The sequence below is a fragment of the Ralstonia sp. 110700041-2 genome (assembly GCF_056280165.1).
Genome location: NZ_JBSFAI010000007.1, coordinates 203,405 through 215,969, shown reverse-complemented (window position 1 = coordinate 215,969; position 12,565 = coordinate 203,405). Strand labels below are relative to the sequence as shown.

The following is a 12,565-nucleotide window of genomic DNA, read 5'->3' as shown; positions in this document are numbered from 1 at the left end:
CGCTTTATTCGCCTTCGCCGAAGCGATCGTTGATGAGCGCGACGAGACCATCCATGGCGTCGTGCTCGTCCGGGCCTTCGATCTCCAGCGTGACGGTAGAGCCAATGCCCGCGGCCAGCATCATCACGCCCATGATGCTCTTGGCGTCGACCTGACGGCCGTTGCGCGACATCTTGATCTGGCTGTCGAACTTGCTGGCGAGCTGCGTGAGTTTGGCGGAGGCTCGGGCATGCAGCCCGAGCTTATTGATGATGGTGATATCCCTCTGCAGCATATTTGTCCGGATGGTTGGCAACCTGGTTCTGAACGGCTGTCGAGCCGACCTGCAGTACGCCTTGCGCGCCGCCGGCCAGGGCCTTGGCGGCAAGTTGTTCGAGTTTTTCGGAGCGATAGCAGATGGCGCGCACGAGCATCGGCAGGTTCACGCCGGCCAGCACGCGCACGCGGCCCGGATCAGCCAGGCGCGAGGCGATATTGGCGGGCGTGGCCCCGAAGATGTCGGTCAGCACCAGCGCGCCGTTGGCTTCAATGAGTTCGGCGAGCTTGTCGCGCGCCTGGGCCAGCACGGCAGCCGGCTCGGCATCGGGCAGGACATCGATTGCGCCCAGCCCTTCAGGCTCTCCGCAATAGACGTGTGCAGCGCAATCGCGCAGTGCGCTGGCCAGCGGCGCATGAGCGATGATCAGAATCCCTGCCATGATTGAAAAGCGAATCGGTGTAACGCCGATTGTATCAGGGCCATTTGGCGCAATTGTGCAGCCGTGCTCCAGACTTCCCCCTTGTGGAGGACCCTCGGCGGAAGGGCCATGCCGCCCAATCAGGCGGGCTTGCGGCCCAATCCGCTGCTCTTGCCTGCGGCGCGCTCCAGCGCGTCGATGAACATTCCGGCCACATTGAAGCCCGTCTGCTGCGTGATTTCCTGGAAACACGTCGGACTGGTGACGTTCACCTCGGTGAGGTAATCCCCAATGACGTCGAGGCCGACGAGCAGCAGACCGCGTTGCCACAGCACGGGCGCAAGTGCGTGTGCGATCACCTGATCGCGCTCAGACAGCGGCTGGGCCCTGCCCGTACCGCCAGCCGCCAGATTGCCACGTACCTCGCCCGCCATCGGCACCCGCGCCAGCGAATGCGGCACCGGCGACCCGCCGATCAGGAGAATGCGTTTGTCGCCCTCACGGATCGCCGGAATGTACTGCTGAGCCATGATCGTGCGCGCGCCGTTGTCGGTAAGCGATTCGATCACCGCCCCGAGGTTCAGGCCATCCGGTCCCACGCGGAAGATGCCCGCACCGCCCATGCCGTCGAGCGGCTTGAAGATGACGTCGCCCTGCTCGGCGTGGAATTCGCGCAGACGCTTGGCATCGCGGGACACGATGGTCGGCACGGTGAACTCGCGGAACTGCGCGATGGCGAGCTTCTCCGAATGGTCACGAATCGCCTGCGGCTTGTTGAACACGCGCGCGCCCTGCCGCTCGGCAATCTCCAGCAGCCACGTGCTGGTGACGTATTCCATGTCGAATGGGGGGTCCTTGCGCATCAGCACGGCGTCAAAGCCGGTGAGCGGGAGCAGGCGAGCATCGCCGGCGCGATACCAGTCGTCCTCATCGCCGGTCAGTGCGATAGGCGTGGCAACGGTTTCGACCACGTTGTTCGCCAACGTGAGCTGCGACTGCAGGCACGTGTAGATGGCATAGCCGCGCGCCGCCGCCTCGCGCATCATCGCGAAGGTGGAATCCTTGTAGGTCTTGAACGTCGACAGCGGATCGACGATGAACAGGATGCGCATGGCGGTTCCTTCTGCAGCGGGGATACGGCCGATCAGATCAGCGGGTTCGGGTCGGTCTTCTCAAGCTCGAGCGATGCAGCCAACAGCGCCAAGCGCGCCACGACGCCGTACATATAGAAGCGGTTCGGCTCACCGGCGCCCGGCTTGGCATGGCTGTCCGGCAGCGAATTCGACGCAAACGGCAGCGGCACGAAATGCATGCCTGGCGCGTTGAGATTCTCGTCCACGCCGCGGCCCGTGTGAACCCGGTAGAAACCGCCCACCACATAGCGGTCGATCATGTAGACGACGGGCTCGGCCACGGCTTCGTTGATCTTCTCGAAGGTGTGCACGCCTTCCTGCACGATCACTTCGGAGACCTCCAGGCCCTCCTTGACCACGCTCATCTTGTTGCGCTCCTTCCGGTTGAGGCCCTTGACCTCGGAAGGATCGCGCACGGTCATCACACCCATGCCATAGGTGCCGGCGTCGGCCTTGACCACCACGTAGGGGGTCTCGGTCACGCCGTATTCCTTGTACTTCTTGGCGGTTTTCTTCAGCACCGTCTCGACCGCGTGAGCGAGTTCCTCCTCGCCGGCGCGCTCATGGAAGTCCAGTCCGCTGCATTTGGTGAAGTACGGGTTGACCATCCACGGGTCGATGTCGATCAGCTTGGCGAACTTCTTGGCCACTTCATCGTAGGCGGCAAAGTGGTTGGTCTTGCGGCGCTGCGACCAGCCGGCATGGAGTGGCGGCAGCAGATATTGCTCGTTGATGTTCTCGAGGATGGGCGGCACGCCGGCTGACAGATCGTTGTTCAGCAGGATCGAGCACGGATCGAAGTCTTCCATGCCCAAGCGACGGCCCTTGGTACCGATGCGCTTGATCGGTTCGACCACTAGGCGCTGTCCATCGGGCAGATCGATCGGGGTCGGCTCGGTGATGTCTTCGGAGAGCGAGCCGAGACGCACATTCAGCCCCGCTTGGCGCATGATCTGCGACAGGCGCGCCACGTTCTGCAGATAGAACATGTTGCGCGTGTGGCGCTCGGGGATCAGCAGGAGGTTCTTGGCGTCGGGGCAGATTTTTTCGATGGCGGCCATGGCGGCTTGCACAGCCAGCGGCAGCATCTCGGGCGCGAGGTTGTTGAAGCCGCCCGGGAACAGGTTCGTGTCGACCGGCGCCAGCTTGAAGCCGGCGTTGCGCAAATCGACGGAACAGTAGAACGGCGGCGTGTGTTCCTGCCATTCCAGGCGGAACCAGCGTTCGATGGCGGGCGTGGCGTCAAGAATCTTCTGCTCGAGCTCAAGCAGCGGCCCGTTCAGCGCGGTGATCAAGTGCGGAACCATACCCTTCCTATTGATGTTATTTATCGCCCACTCCAATTGTAGAGGAACAGACAATAGCTTGCAGACGACAGCGGGCTATCGATATGCGGTCAGGAAAGAGGATTCGCAAGAGGCGCTGTGCGGCAGTGCAGCAGGCCACACAAAAAAACCGGACAAAAAAAAGCGCGGGGCTGCCGCGCTTGGGGAATAGCCTGACAGATACGGGGAGCGTTCTGCAGGTGGAGGAAACCACGTCTGCAATGTAAGCGCCCGCATAACGAGAGGCAATTGAAGCTTTTTTACATCGGACTTAAGGACGTCCGGCTCAGGTGGCGACACAAAAAACCCGGCGCGCGGCCGGGTCTTTTGCGGGATGACGCAGACGATCAGTCTTCGTAGGCAGTTTCGCCGTGGGACGTGATGTCCAGGCCCTCGCGCTCCTCTTCTTCCGGCACGCGCAGGCCAACAATGGCATCGACGATCTTGTACGAAATGAACGCCACCACTGCAGACCAGATGACCGTGGTCGCCACGCCCTGGAACTGGATCCACAGCTGGCCGCCGATCGAGTAATCGTCGGCTACCTTGTTGGCGACATAGTCGTAGATGCCGGTGCCGCCCAGGCTCGGCGCCGCGAAGACGCCGGTCAGCAGCGCGCCGAGGATACCGCCCACGCCGTGCACACCGAACACGTCCAGCGTGTCGTCCATGCCCAGCATGCGCTTGAGGCCATTCACGCCCCACAGGCACAGCAGGCCGGCGATGATGCCGAGCGCGATCGAACCCATCGGGCCGACAAAGCCGGCGGCCGGGGTGATGGCCACCAGGCCAGCCACGGCACCCGATGCGGCACCCAGCATCGAAGGCTTGCTCTTGCCGAACCACTCGCCGAAGCTCCACGACAGCACGGCAGCGGCGGTCGCCAGCAGCGTGTTGACGAAGGCCAGCGCGGCGCTGCCGTTGGCTTCCAGGGCCGAGCCGGCGTTGAAGCCGAACCAGCCGAACCAGAGCAGCGAGGCACCGACCATCGTCAGCGTCAGGCTGTGCGGCTTGAGCGCCTCACGGCCAAAGCCGATGCGCTTGCCGAACAGGAAAGCGCCCACCAGACCCGCCACAGCAGCGTTGATGTGCACCACGGTGCCACCGGCAAAGTCCAGCGCGCCCTTCTGGAACAGCCAACCCGACTTGGCCGTCATCACCTCGGCCGCCTTGGCGTCGGTAAAGCCGTCCGGACCCGGCCAGAACCAGACCATGTGGGCGATCGGCACGTAGCTGAAGGTGAACCACAGCACCACGAACAGCAGCACGGCGGAGAACTTCGCACGCTCGGCGAAAGCACCGATGATCAGAGCGCAGGTAATCGCCGCAAACGCGCCTTGGAAGGCGAAGTACGCGTATTCCGGCACCACCACGCCTTTGCTGAAGGTGGCGGCAACCGAATCGGGCGTCAGACCCTTCAGGAACAGGCGATCCAGCCCGCCGAAGAACGCGTTGCCCTCGGTAAACGCAAAGCTGTAACCGTAGATGGCCCACAGGATGATGATGAGCGAGAAGATGCCCATGCACTGCATCAGCACCGACAGCATGTTCTTCTTGCGCACCAGGCCGCCATAGAACAGCGCCAGGCCCGGCAGCGTCATCAAGATGACGAAGGCGGTGGAGACCAGCAGCCACGCCGTGTCGCCCTTGTTGGGGACGGGCGCAGCAGCGGCGGGCGCAGCGGCAGCTGGAGCAGCTGCGGCGGCGGGGGCTGCAGCCGGAGCTGCGGCTGCCGGTGCGGCAGCGGCCGGCTCGGAAGCGGCGGCCGCGGCAACCGGCGCCGAAGCTTCAGCCGCCGGCTTGTCCTGTGCGGCGGCCGGCGCCGAGATCACGGCGCCTGCGAGCACGGCAGCGACGGCCCCAGCCGTCAGGAATCGTGTGAACCAGGTTTTCATGTTTTGACCTCTTCCTTGGCGGATTGGGGCTTATAGGGCGTCGCCACCGGTCTCACCGGTGCGGATGCGGATGACTTGTTCGACGTCGGCCACGAAGATCTTGCCGTCGCCGATCTTGCCGGTGCGCGCAGATTTTTCGATGGCCTCGACGGCGCGCTCGACCACGTCGTCAGGCACGGCCACTTCGATCTTTACTTTAGGCAGGAAGTCGACGATGTACTCCGCGCCGCGGTAAAGCTCGGTATGACCCTTCTGACGTCCGAAGCCTTTGACTTCCGTGACGGTAATGCCCGATACACCCACTTCGGACAATGCCTCGCGGACCTCGTCGAGCTTGAACGGCTTGATGATGGCCATGATGAGTTTCATGCTGGTTCCTCCTCGGTCGGCGGCACCGGGGCGCCGCCCCGCATCGTTATTGGAAAGTCTTGGTGATCGACAGCAGGGCCGTGGCCTTGCCCATGTAGTTGCCGCGCGTGTTCGTATAGAACGCGCGCGAAGCGTTCGTATCGATGTAGGCCAGCGACGCCGCCCAGCCGTTGCCGAAGTCTTTCGTCACGCCGACCTTCCAGTCGGCATACGAAGCGCGCACGGTCTGATGGGGCACTTGCTGGTAGCCCGCATGCAGGTTCAGCGTCAGGCCCCAAAAGCCGGTATCGAAGTTGCCCGACAGATCGAAGTACTGGCTGTGATGCGAATCGGGCGTGCCGAACAGGTTCGAAAACGCGTGCGAATACTTGAACGTGACCGGGCCGTAGCCGATCTGCGCATAGCCTTCGGTCGTGTGCGGACGCGTGAAACCGTCGGGATAGCTGCCCGGGTAGTAGTACTGGAGCACGCCCACGTCGATGGGCACGTCCTTGACGATCTCGGTCTTGTAGCCGCCGTAGAAGTCCATCTCGATCGGTGCGGAGACGTTCGAGTTGGAATCGCTCAACCAGCTGATCGACGAGTTCCAGTTACCGATGTAGAAACCCTCGGGCAACACACCGCCAGGAATGGCGTAGTCAAAGCCGCCCTGAATGGCCGGCTTGTTGTTGGTCTGCATGATGCCGCGGTAGCGGTATTGGCTGGCCAGCGTGACGTTGGCCGTGAGTGCGGCCGGCGCGGGCGCCGGTGCGGCGGCCGGTGCATCAGCCGCGGGTGCGGACTGCGCGATGGCGGTTTGGCTGACACCGGCAACGGCACCGGTCAGCAGTACCAGACTGGCTGCGTACGCAAACTTCTTCATAACGGCTCTCCCCCTTTAGACAGTCGCAACGGAATTGAAAAAAATCGCACCAGTTCTGCAACTGTCATGCCATGTCGATGTCGTCAGCTTGGAGGGCGCCTTCGGTTACGGCCTCGCGTTGCGCCATAGCGCAAAGGCGGAGGAAATTGGGGACGGGTTTCACCTGGCAACGCCTGCTGCCCGTGAACAGTTGCCGCAGGCGGGTTCACGCCATGGCGGCCTACGCCGTCATGGCGCGATAAAAACCATGTGATAGAGTGATTTGAGCCCCATGCGGTGGCGCACAGGGCGCGGCGCGGAAGCTGCGACCATCCGTTCTGTCCCCATTTGGATGGGGACGCCAATGCCGCATCGCAGCGAGATTTGACGCAAGGTGTGCCGTTCACAGCGCTCAGCCGGTACCATCTCGGCCAGCAGCACCGAAACCACGCGCCTGACGCGGGCCTTCGCACCACGACACAGCAATTCACGCGCACGGTTACGGTGCATGCACCGGCCTGGCGCAGACAGCACGACCCACGGAGCAAACGACATGAAACCGACCGATCTCTTTTCCGACTTCCAGAACCGCGTCAGCGAAGCCCTGCGCAACTCGCCGGCGGCCGACATCGAAAAGAACGTCCGCGCGATGATGACCCAGGGCTTCTCCAAGCTCGATCTGGTGACGCGCGAGGAATTCGACGTGCAATCGCAGGTCCTGGCACGTACGCGTGCGCGTCTGGAGGAACTGGAAACGCGCGTGGCCGCACTGGAAGCTCAACTCAAGTCCGCCGCCCCCGCAGATCAGTAAGCAGCGAGCTGCCGCCGGGTGTTGCGCGGGGCGCGCATCTGCCTGGCCGCTGTGCCGACCGCTGCACCCTTGCTGCGGTGCACAGCGAAAAGATTGATGCACCGCCTTGTTGCGGCTGGCGAACTGATCTAGAACGTCCTTAAGACGCATCGCGCAGCTGCGCTTGAGGAGAAGATCATGCAGCATCGCCTCTACTTCCTGATGCCGGACGTCGTCAGCGCCCGGCGCGTGATGAACGACCTTCTGCTGGCGCGCATCACCGAACGCCACATCCACTTCGTCTCCAAGCCCGGCGTCGACCTCACTGGCCTGCATGAGGCCAATATCCTCCAGACTTCCGACATCGTCCACGCCACCCAGAACGGGCTCGTGATCGGCGGGGGTGCAGGGGTGCTGGCGGGCATTGTGGCGGCCATCTTCCCGGTCATTGGCGAAGGGCCGCAGTGGGGCATGGTCGGCATTACCACCGTGGTTGGCGCGCTGTTTGGCGCGTGGGCTTCGAGCATGATCGGCAGTTCGGTGCCCAACAGCCGCCTGAAACCGTTCAAGCAGGCAGTGGAGGATGGGCAGATCCTGCTGATGGTCGATGTGCCGCGCTCGCGCGTAAGCGAGGTACGCGCGCTGCTGCAGAGGACGCATCCCGAAGGCCGCTTCAGCGGCGAAGACTCGGCCATGCCGGCCTTCCCCTGAATTGATCTGCCGACAACAAAGCCGGAGCCCAGTGCTCCGGTTTTTTTGTGCCCGTTTCTCATACCAAAGCGATCGTCAAATTTGGATGCCGATGGCCATGGCAGCGCAACGCGGCTGGCACAGTGGAGGGTTCCGCAACCGTCACACTCCGTCACGCCATGCACCGATGCCAAGCCTTCTGCCTTGCTCGTGAGTTCTCCCGAAGGACTGCGCAATGAGCCTCGCTGTACTGCGTTCGCGCGCGCTCTCGGGTATCGATGCGCCAGCCGTCTCGGTGGAGGTCCATCTGGCGAATGGCCTGCCATCGTTCACCATCGTCGGCCTGCCTGATACCGAGGTGAAGGAAAGCAAGGATCGCGTACGGGCAGCGATCCAGAACAGCCGCTTCGAGTTTCCGGCGCGGCGCATCACCGTCAACCTCGCCCCGGCCGATCTTCCAAAAGAATCGGGCCGGTTCGACCTCGCTATCGCGCTGGGGATTCTCGCTGCGAGCCGGCAGATTCCGCACACGCACCTGGACGCGCACGAGTTTGCGGGCGAGCTGTCGCTGTCCGGCGATCTGCGGCCGATTCGCGGTGCGCTGGCGATGGCGTATGCGCTGTCGCGCAACCCCGTCTCCGCCGATGGCGACGCACCACTTGCCCGCGCCTTCGTGCTGCCCGCCGAGAACGCCGCCGAAGCTGCGCTAGTAAGCGGCACCAAAGTCCTGCCCGCGCGCACGCTCATCGAGGTGTGCGACCACCTGAGCGCGCCGGATCGCAAGCTCGCGCCCGCGCTGCCCGCGCTGGTCGACGCGGACATCCGCTATCCCGACTTGGCGGACGTGCGGGGGCAGCCGCAAGCGCGGCGCGCGCTGGAAGTGGCCGCCGCCGGCGGTCATTCCATGTTGATGATCGGGCCGCCCGGCACCGGCAAGTCGATGCTCGCGCAACGGTTTCCCGGCTTGCTGCCGGACATGAGCGATGACGAAGCGCTTTCCGCCGCCGCGGTGATGAGCCTGACCACGCGCGGCTTCGACGCACGGCGTTGGAAGGTGCGGCCGTTCCGTTCGCCACACCACACAGCATCTGCGGTGGCGATGGTGGGCGGGGGCTGTCATATCTCACAATAGTTGCGACATATTCGAAATAAATGCGACGCTATGATCCGGCCCGGACTCTTATGACTTGCAGGAGATAAGTCAGCACAGCCCGAACATGAGAGTCGTAGAGCACTCGATCGTGAAACATGCTTACCAAAACAGCAGGATGGTCGCAGGGTTGGTGAAACCAACGAACGGGACAACGCTGTACTTCTTAGTCGGCATGCCAGTCGGGGTGACCTGGGCGGACTCCGTCGCACTTATTGATATGCAATGCGTCGCAGAAATTGATGCAGAAACGCCCGCAGAGTCGCATCGTTACGTGTGAATTGTCGCAGCAATTGTTGTAGCTTACAGGGGCAATACGCCAAGGCCGGGCGAAATCTCGCTGGCGCATCAGGGCGTGCTCTTCCTCGACGAGCTTCCCGAGTTCGAGCGCCGTGTGCTCGAAGTCCTGCGTGAGCCATTGGAAACCGGCCACATCACCATCTCACGCGCAGCGCATCAGACAGACTTCCCTGCCAGCTTCCAGCTGATTGCCGCAATGAACCCGTGTCCGTGCGGCTATCGCGGGCATCCGCTGCGGGCGTGCCGCTGCACACCGGATCAGGTGGAGCGATACCAGGCGCGCATTTCGGGGCCACTGCTTGATCGCATCGATGTGCAGATAGAGGTCCCGACGCCCTCGCAGGAGGAGTTGCTCGACGGGCCGCCTGGTGAACCGACGCGCAACGTGGCCGAGCGTGTCTCTGCCGCGCACGCGCGACAGCTCGCACGACAAGGCAAACGCAACGCCTTGCTGGGCGGCCATGAAATCGATCTGCATTGCAGCCGCACCGATGCGGCGGATGGCTTGCTGCGCCACGCGATGACGCGCTTCTCGTGGTCCGCCCGCGCCTATGCGCGTGTGCTCAAGCTCGCCCGCACGATTGCCGATCTGGCAGGCGACGAGCAGATCGACGCGGCGCATGTGGGCGAGGCCATTCAGTATCGGCGCGGGGTGAAGGCGGATTAGCGCGCATCCCCACGCTGTGCCCTCAACGACTTGGCGGGCAGCCCTGCGGCGGTGTGAAGCTCACGCAGTCTGGCGCTTCACGAAGAACAGCGCTGCGCCGATGCTCATCAGCATGCCGCCAAAGAAGCGGCTCTGCCAACGCAGTGCGCGCGGATTGCGGAACAGGCGCTGCGCGCGCGAGGCCAGCAGCGCATAGCCGTGCATGACGATCAGGTCGACGAACACCATCGTCGCCGCCAGGATGCCGAGTTGCGAAAGCAGCGGCTTGGCCGGATCGATGAACTGCGGCAGCACGGCCACCATGAACAGGATGCCCTTCGGGTTCGTCAGATTGGTCAGCAATCCAACCAGGAACCGACGGCGCGCACCGCTGCCCGAGACCTTCAGGGGCTCGCCCTCAGTGGGCTTGGCGATCTGGATGGGCGTGCGCCATTGCACGATACCCAGGTAGATCAGGTACATCGCACCAATGATCTTGATGGCCGTAAAGGCGTGCTCCGACGCGATCAGCAGCGCGCCCAGCCCGGCACCCGCTATGAACAGGATCACGACAATGCCCAGCTCCAGCCCGGCAATCGTGACCGACGTGCGGCGCACGCCATGCGTCAGGCCGTGGCTCATGCACAGGATGGCGCCCGACCCGGGCGAGATGGCGATCACCCAGGCAGCCAAAAAGAAGGCCAGCCAGACTTGCAACGTCATGATGGTTCCCCGTGATGCGTTGTGTTGCGGTAAAGCGCAAAACGATAATTGTGCACCGGCTGCGGCCAGTTCGCCCAGGTCTGTGCGGGCCTAGTACGGATGGAAGCTGGCAAGGAACTGGTCGACCTGCTCCTGCTGGCGCGCGTCGCGGGCGGCATCGCCCGATTCCAGCACGACGGCCTGGTAGGCGTGCTTTCCCGTGGCGACCACGCGGGCGGTCAGCCGGCGCGGCGCGGGATCGTCTCCGCCGGCACCGAGCGCAATCAACTCTAACGCTGGCAATGACAGAGGCGGCTGCGCGGCGGTCTGCACGGCGATGTCGCGCTCGGTCACGTGGCCCTTCAAGTTGGCGGACAGGCCGTTGCGCAGCGCCTCCACGGCGCGCTGGCGCCAGACCGGATCATCCGCGGGCAGTTCCACCACGCCGATGGCGAACAGCGTGCCGTCGACGCTGGCGGCCTGCATCGTCATCGGCATGCGTTGGCCGTTGATGGCGATGGGGCGGGCTTCTGCGGTGGGCTTGGCGGGGTAGTCCACGGCGTAGGCGCCCTCGTTGGAATGCACCGTGCGCCAGTCGTACTTTGGCGAACAGGCCACCAGCAGGGCACAGGCCAACGCACCCAACCCGATCCGCCAACCTGCCGTTACTTTGACTGCCACATCGCCTCCTGTCGGTTTCCGGCCGGTTTCTGAGCCGCCTATTATCCGACACAGACGTCCGCTCTCCCTGTCAAGGACCGCGCCATGCCAATCTCTGTCACCGTCCGTGCCCTGCGTGCCGACATCACCACGCTCGACTGTGATGCCATCGTCAATGCGGCGAACAGCTCGCTGCTCGGCGGGGGCGGCGTGGACGGCGCCATCCACCGCGCGGCGGGGCCAGAACTGCTGGAGGCGTGCCGCGCACTCCATGGCTGCCGCACCGGTGAAGCGAAACTCACGCCGGGTTTTCGCCTGCCTGCCCGCTACGTCATCCACACCGTCGGGCCGATCTGGCACGGTGGCCGGCAGGACGAGGCGGCGTTGCTGGCCGCGTGCTATCGCAACAGCCTGGAACTGGCGCGCAAGCACGAGGTGCGCAGCATCGCGTTTCCGTGCATCAGCACCGGTGTGTATGGCTTCCCGCCGCAGTTGGCTGCACCGATTGCCGTACGTGCCGCGCGCGAGCATGGCGCCGGCTTGGACGCAATCACCTTTTGCTGCTTTTCCGCCACTGACCTCGCTCTGTACGAAGCCGCCCTCGCCAGCGATAAGTGACGCACGCATCGCGCCATGGACGGATTGTCGCGGCGGACATGCGGCGCCGGCGCGTCGGGCCTACAATAGATGCTTGATTTTTCTTCCTGACCCGTTGCCGACATGGCCTCGACCCTGACTTCCTCCGCAGCCCCAGCAACTGCCACCGCCACGTCCGGCGGCCGCCGCTGGCTGCTGCCCGTGATCATGCTGGTGCTGGCTGTGGGCGGCTGGTTCGGCTGGCGTGCGTTCTCGCCGTCGCAGCAGGTCCCTGCTGCCACGTTCACGCTGCTGGATGGGCAAAAGCTTTCGACGCAAGACCTGAAGGGCAAGGTCTATCTCGTCAACTTCTGGGCCACGAGTTGCGCCACCTGCATCAAGGAAATGCCCAACATGATCCAGACGTACAACAAGTACAAAGGCGAAGGCCTGGAATACGTGGCCGTGGCGATGAGCTACGACGCGCCGATGTATGTGATGAATTTCAGCCAGACGCGACAGTTGCCCTTCAAGGTTGCCATGGACGCGGACGGCTCCGCCGCCAAGGCGTTCGGCGACGTGCAGCTCACGCCGACCACGTTCCTGGTTGACCGCGAAGGCCGCATCCTCAAGCGCTATGTGGGCGAACCGGAATGGTCGTCGTTCGATGCTCTGCTCAAGCAGGCGCTGGACAAGCAGGCTTAAGCGGTCCGCGCCCCCGATTCAAGCGAAACGCCCGGTCGATGCCGGGCGTTTTTGTTTTCGGGCGATACAGGTTCCACACTAGGTTCACGCGAGCCTGTTGTAATGA

General features: G+C 63.7%; 14 protein-coding genes and 2 pseudogenes. 7 read left to right on the top strand and 9 right to left on the bottom strand.

Annotated features, from left to right (window positions below):
* Positions 1–4: 4 nt before the first annotated feature.
* From ACUXH0_RS12735 to ACUXH0_RS12705, 7 genes are all read right to left on the bottom strand, one after another.
* Complete coding sequence (locus ACUXH0_RS12735; protein ID WP_012761041.1) at positions 5–274, bottom strand: HPr family phosphocarrier protein; 270 nt, start codon at positions 272–274, stop codon at positions 5–7.
* Positions 243–698 (bottom strand): PTS sugar transporter subunit IIA, encoded by a 456-nt coding sequence (locus tag ACUXH0_RS12730; RefSeq protein ID WP_024973713.1) that lies wholly within the window; start codon positions 696–698, stop codon positions 243–245. Before ACUXH0_RS12730 ends, ACUXH0_RS12735 begins: the two co-directional genes overlap by 32 nt.
* Positions 699–817: 119 nt before the next feature.
* Positions 818–1,789: a glutathione synthase gene (gene gshB, locus ACUXH0_RS12725; RefSeq protein ID WP_004637075.1), complete on the bottom strand. Its 972-nt coding sequence runs from the start codon at positions 1,787–1,789 to the stop codon at positions 818–820.
* 32 nt (positions 1,790–1,821) lie between these two features.
* Positions 1,822–3,117 (bottom strand): glutamate--cysteine ligase, encoded by a 1,296-nt coding sequence (gene gshA, locus ACUXH0_RS12720; protein ID WP_004637074.1) that lies wholly within the window; start codon positions 3,115–3,117, stop codon positions 1,822–1,824.
* 365 nt (positions 3,118–3,482) lie between these two features.
* Complete coding sequence (locus tag ACUXH0_RS12715; RefSeq protein WP_004637072.1) at positions 3,483–5,030, bottom strand: ammonium transporter; 1,548 nt, start codon at positions 5,028–5,030, stop codon at positions 3,483–3,485.
* 30 nt (positions 5,031–5,060) lie between these two features.
* The gene (locus ACUXH0_RS12710) at positions 5,061–5,399 is read right to left on the bottom strand and encodes a P-II family nitrogen regulator (protein ID WP_004637070.1); all 339 of its coding nucleotides are present in this window, start codon (positions 5,397–5,399) and stop codon (positions 5,061–5,063) included.
* A 46-nt stretch (positions 5,400–5,445) separates the two neighbouring features.
* On the bottom strand, positions 5,446–6,261 hold the full coding sequence (locus ACUXH0_RS12705) for a TorF family putative porin (RefSeq protein WP_009239214.1): 816 nt from the start codon (positions 6,259–6,261) through the stop codon (positions 5,446–5,448).
* Between the two features lie 34 nt (positions 6,262–6,295).
* On the opposite strand from ACUXH0_RS12705, the gene ACUXH0_RS12700 reads away from it, so the two are divergent.
* The 5 genes and pseudogenes from ACUXH0_RS12700 to ACUXH0_RS12680 all read left to right on the top strand — a co-directional run.
* On the top strand, positions 6,296–6,514 hold the full coding sequence (locus ACUXH0_RS12700) for a hypothetical protein (RefSeq protein WP_182594060.1): 219 nt from the start codon (positions 6,296–6,298) through the stop codon (positions 6,512–6,514).
* Positions 6,515–6,793: 279 nt separating this feature from the next.
* Complete coding sequence (locus ACUXH0_RS12695) at positions 6,794–7,051, top strand: accessory factor UbiK family protein (protein WP_004637064.1); 258 nt, start codon at positions 6,794–6,796, stop codon at positions 7,049–7,051.
* Between the two features lie 177 nt (positions 7,052–7,228).
* Positions 7,229–7,741 (top strand): hypothetical protein, encoded by a 513-nt coding sequence (locus tag ACUXH0_RS12690; RefSeq protein ID WP_004637063.1) that lies wholly within the window; start codon positions 7,229–7,231, stop codon positions 7,739–7,741.
* 214 nt (positions 7,742–7,955) lie between these two features.
* Positions 7,956–8,834: pseudogene (locus ACUXH0_RS12685) on the top strand (YifB family Mg chelatase-like AAA ATPase); the annotation flags it as partial.
* Between the two features lie 346 nt (positions 8,835–9,180).
* Positions 9,181–9,837, top strand: a pseudogene (locus ACUXH0_RS12680) (ATP-binding protein); the annotation flags it as partial.
* Positions 9,838–9,897: 60 nt separating this feature from the next.
* Here ACUXH0_RS12680 and ACUXH0_RS12675 read toward each other — a convergent pair.
* The gene (locus ACUXH0_RS12675; protein WP_004633832.1) at positions 9,898–10,539 is read right to left on the bottom strand and encodes a LysE family transporter; all 642 of its coding nucleotides are present in this window, start codon (positions 10,537–10,539) and stop codon (positions 9,898–9,900) included.
* A 90-nt stretch (positions 10,540–10,629) separates the two neighbouring features.
* Positions 10,630–11,199 carry a hypothetical protein gene (locus tag ACUXH0_RS12670; RefSeq protein ID WP_004633831.1) on the bottom strand — a complete coding sequence of 190 codons (570 nt, stop codon included), beginning with the start codon at positions 11,197–11,199 and terminating at the stop codon, positions 10,630–10,632.
* A gap of 84 nt (positions 11,200–11,283) precedes the next feature.
* On the opposite strand from ACUXH0_RS12670, the gene ACUXH0_RS12665 reads away from it, so the two are divergent.
* Complete coding sequence (locus ACUXH0_RS12665; RefSeq protein WP_004633829.1) at positions 11,284–11,796, top strand: O-acetyl-ADP-ribose deacetylase; 513 nt, start codon at positions 11,284–11,286, stop codon at positions 11,794–11,796.
* Between the two features lie 102 nt (positions 11,797–11,898).
* A complete protein-coding gene (locus ACUXH0_RS12660; RefSeq protein ID WP_004633828.1) occupies positions 11,899–12,459 on the top strand; it encodes a TlpA disulfide reductase family protein in 561 nt (186 codons plus the stop codon).
* Positions 12,460–12,565 lie beyond the last annotated feature (106 nt).

Excerpts from the sequence above, each read along its gene's own strand:
- ACUXH0_RS12715 (WP_004637072.1), bottom strand. The coding sequence starts at position 5,030 with ATGAAAACCTGGTTCACACGATTCCTGACGGCTGGGGCCGTCGCTGCC.
- ACUXH0_RS12665 (WP_004633829.1), top strand. The coding sequence starts at position 11,284 with ATGCCAATCTCTGTCACCGTCCGTGCCCTGCGTGCCGACATCACCACG.
- ACUXH0_RS12695 (WP_004637064.1), top strand. The coding sequence starts at position 6,794 with ATGAAACCGACCGATCTCTTTTCCGACTTCCAGAACCGCGTCAGCGAA.
- ACUXH0_RS12690 (WP_004637063.1), top strand. The coding sequence starts at position 7,229 with ATGCAGCATCGCCTCTACTTCCTGATGCCGGACGTCGTCAGCGCCCGG.
- ACUXH0_RS12675 (WP_004633832.1), bottom strand. The coding sequence starts at position 10,539 with ATGACGTTGCAAGTCTGGCTGGCCTTCTTTTTGGCTGCCTGGGTGATC.
- ACUXH0_RS12735 (WP_012761041.1), bottom strand. The coding sequence starts at position 274 with ATGCTGCAGAGGGATATCACCATCATCAATAAGCTCGGGCTGCATGCC.
- ACUXH0_RS12660 (WP_004633828.1), top strand. The coding sequence starts at position 11,899 with ATGGCCTCGACCCTGACTTCCTCCGCAGCCCCAGCAACTGCCACCGCC.
- gshB (WP_004637075.1), bottom strand. The coding sequence starts at position 1,789 with ATGCGCATCCTGTTCATCGTCGATCCGCTGTCGACGTTCAAGACCTAC.
- gshA (WP_004637074.1), bottom strand. The coding sequence starts at position 3,117 with ATGGTTCCGCACTTGATCACCGCGCTGAACGGGCCGCTGCTTGAGCTC.
- ACUXH0_RS12730 (WP_024973713.1), bottom strand. The coding sequence starts at position 698 with ATGGCAGGGATTCTGATCATCGCTCATGCGCCGCTGGCCAGCGCACTG.
- ACUXH0_RS12710 (WP_004637070.1), bottom strand. The coding sequence starts at position 5,399 with ATGAAACTCATCATGGCCATCATCAAGCCGTTCAAGCTCGACGAGGTC.
- ACUXH0_RS12705 (WP_009239214.1), bottom strand. The coding sequence starts at position 6,261 with ATGAAGAAGTTTGCGTACGCAGCCAGTCTGGTACTGCTGACCGGTGCC.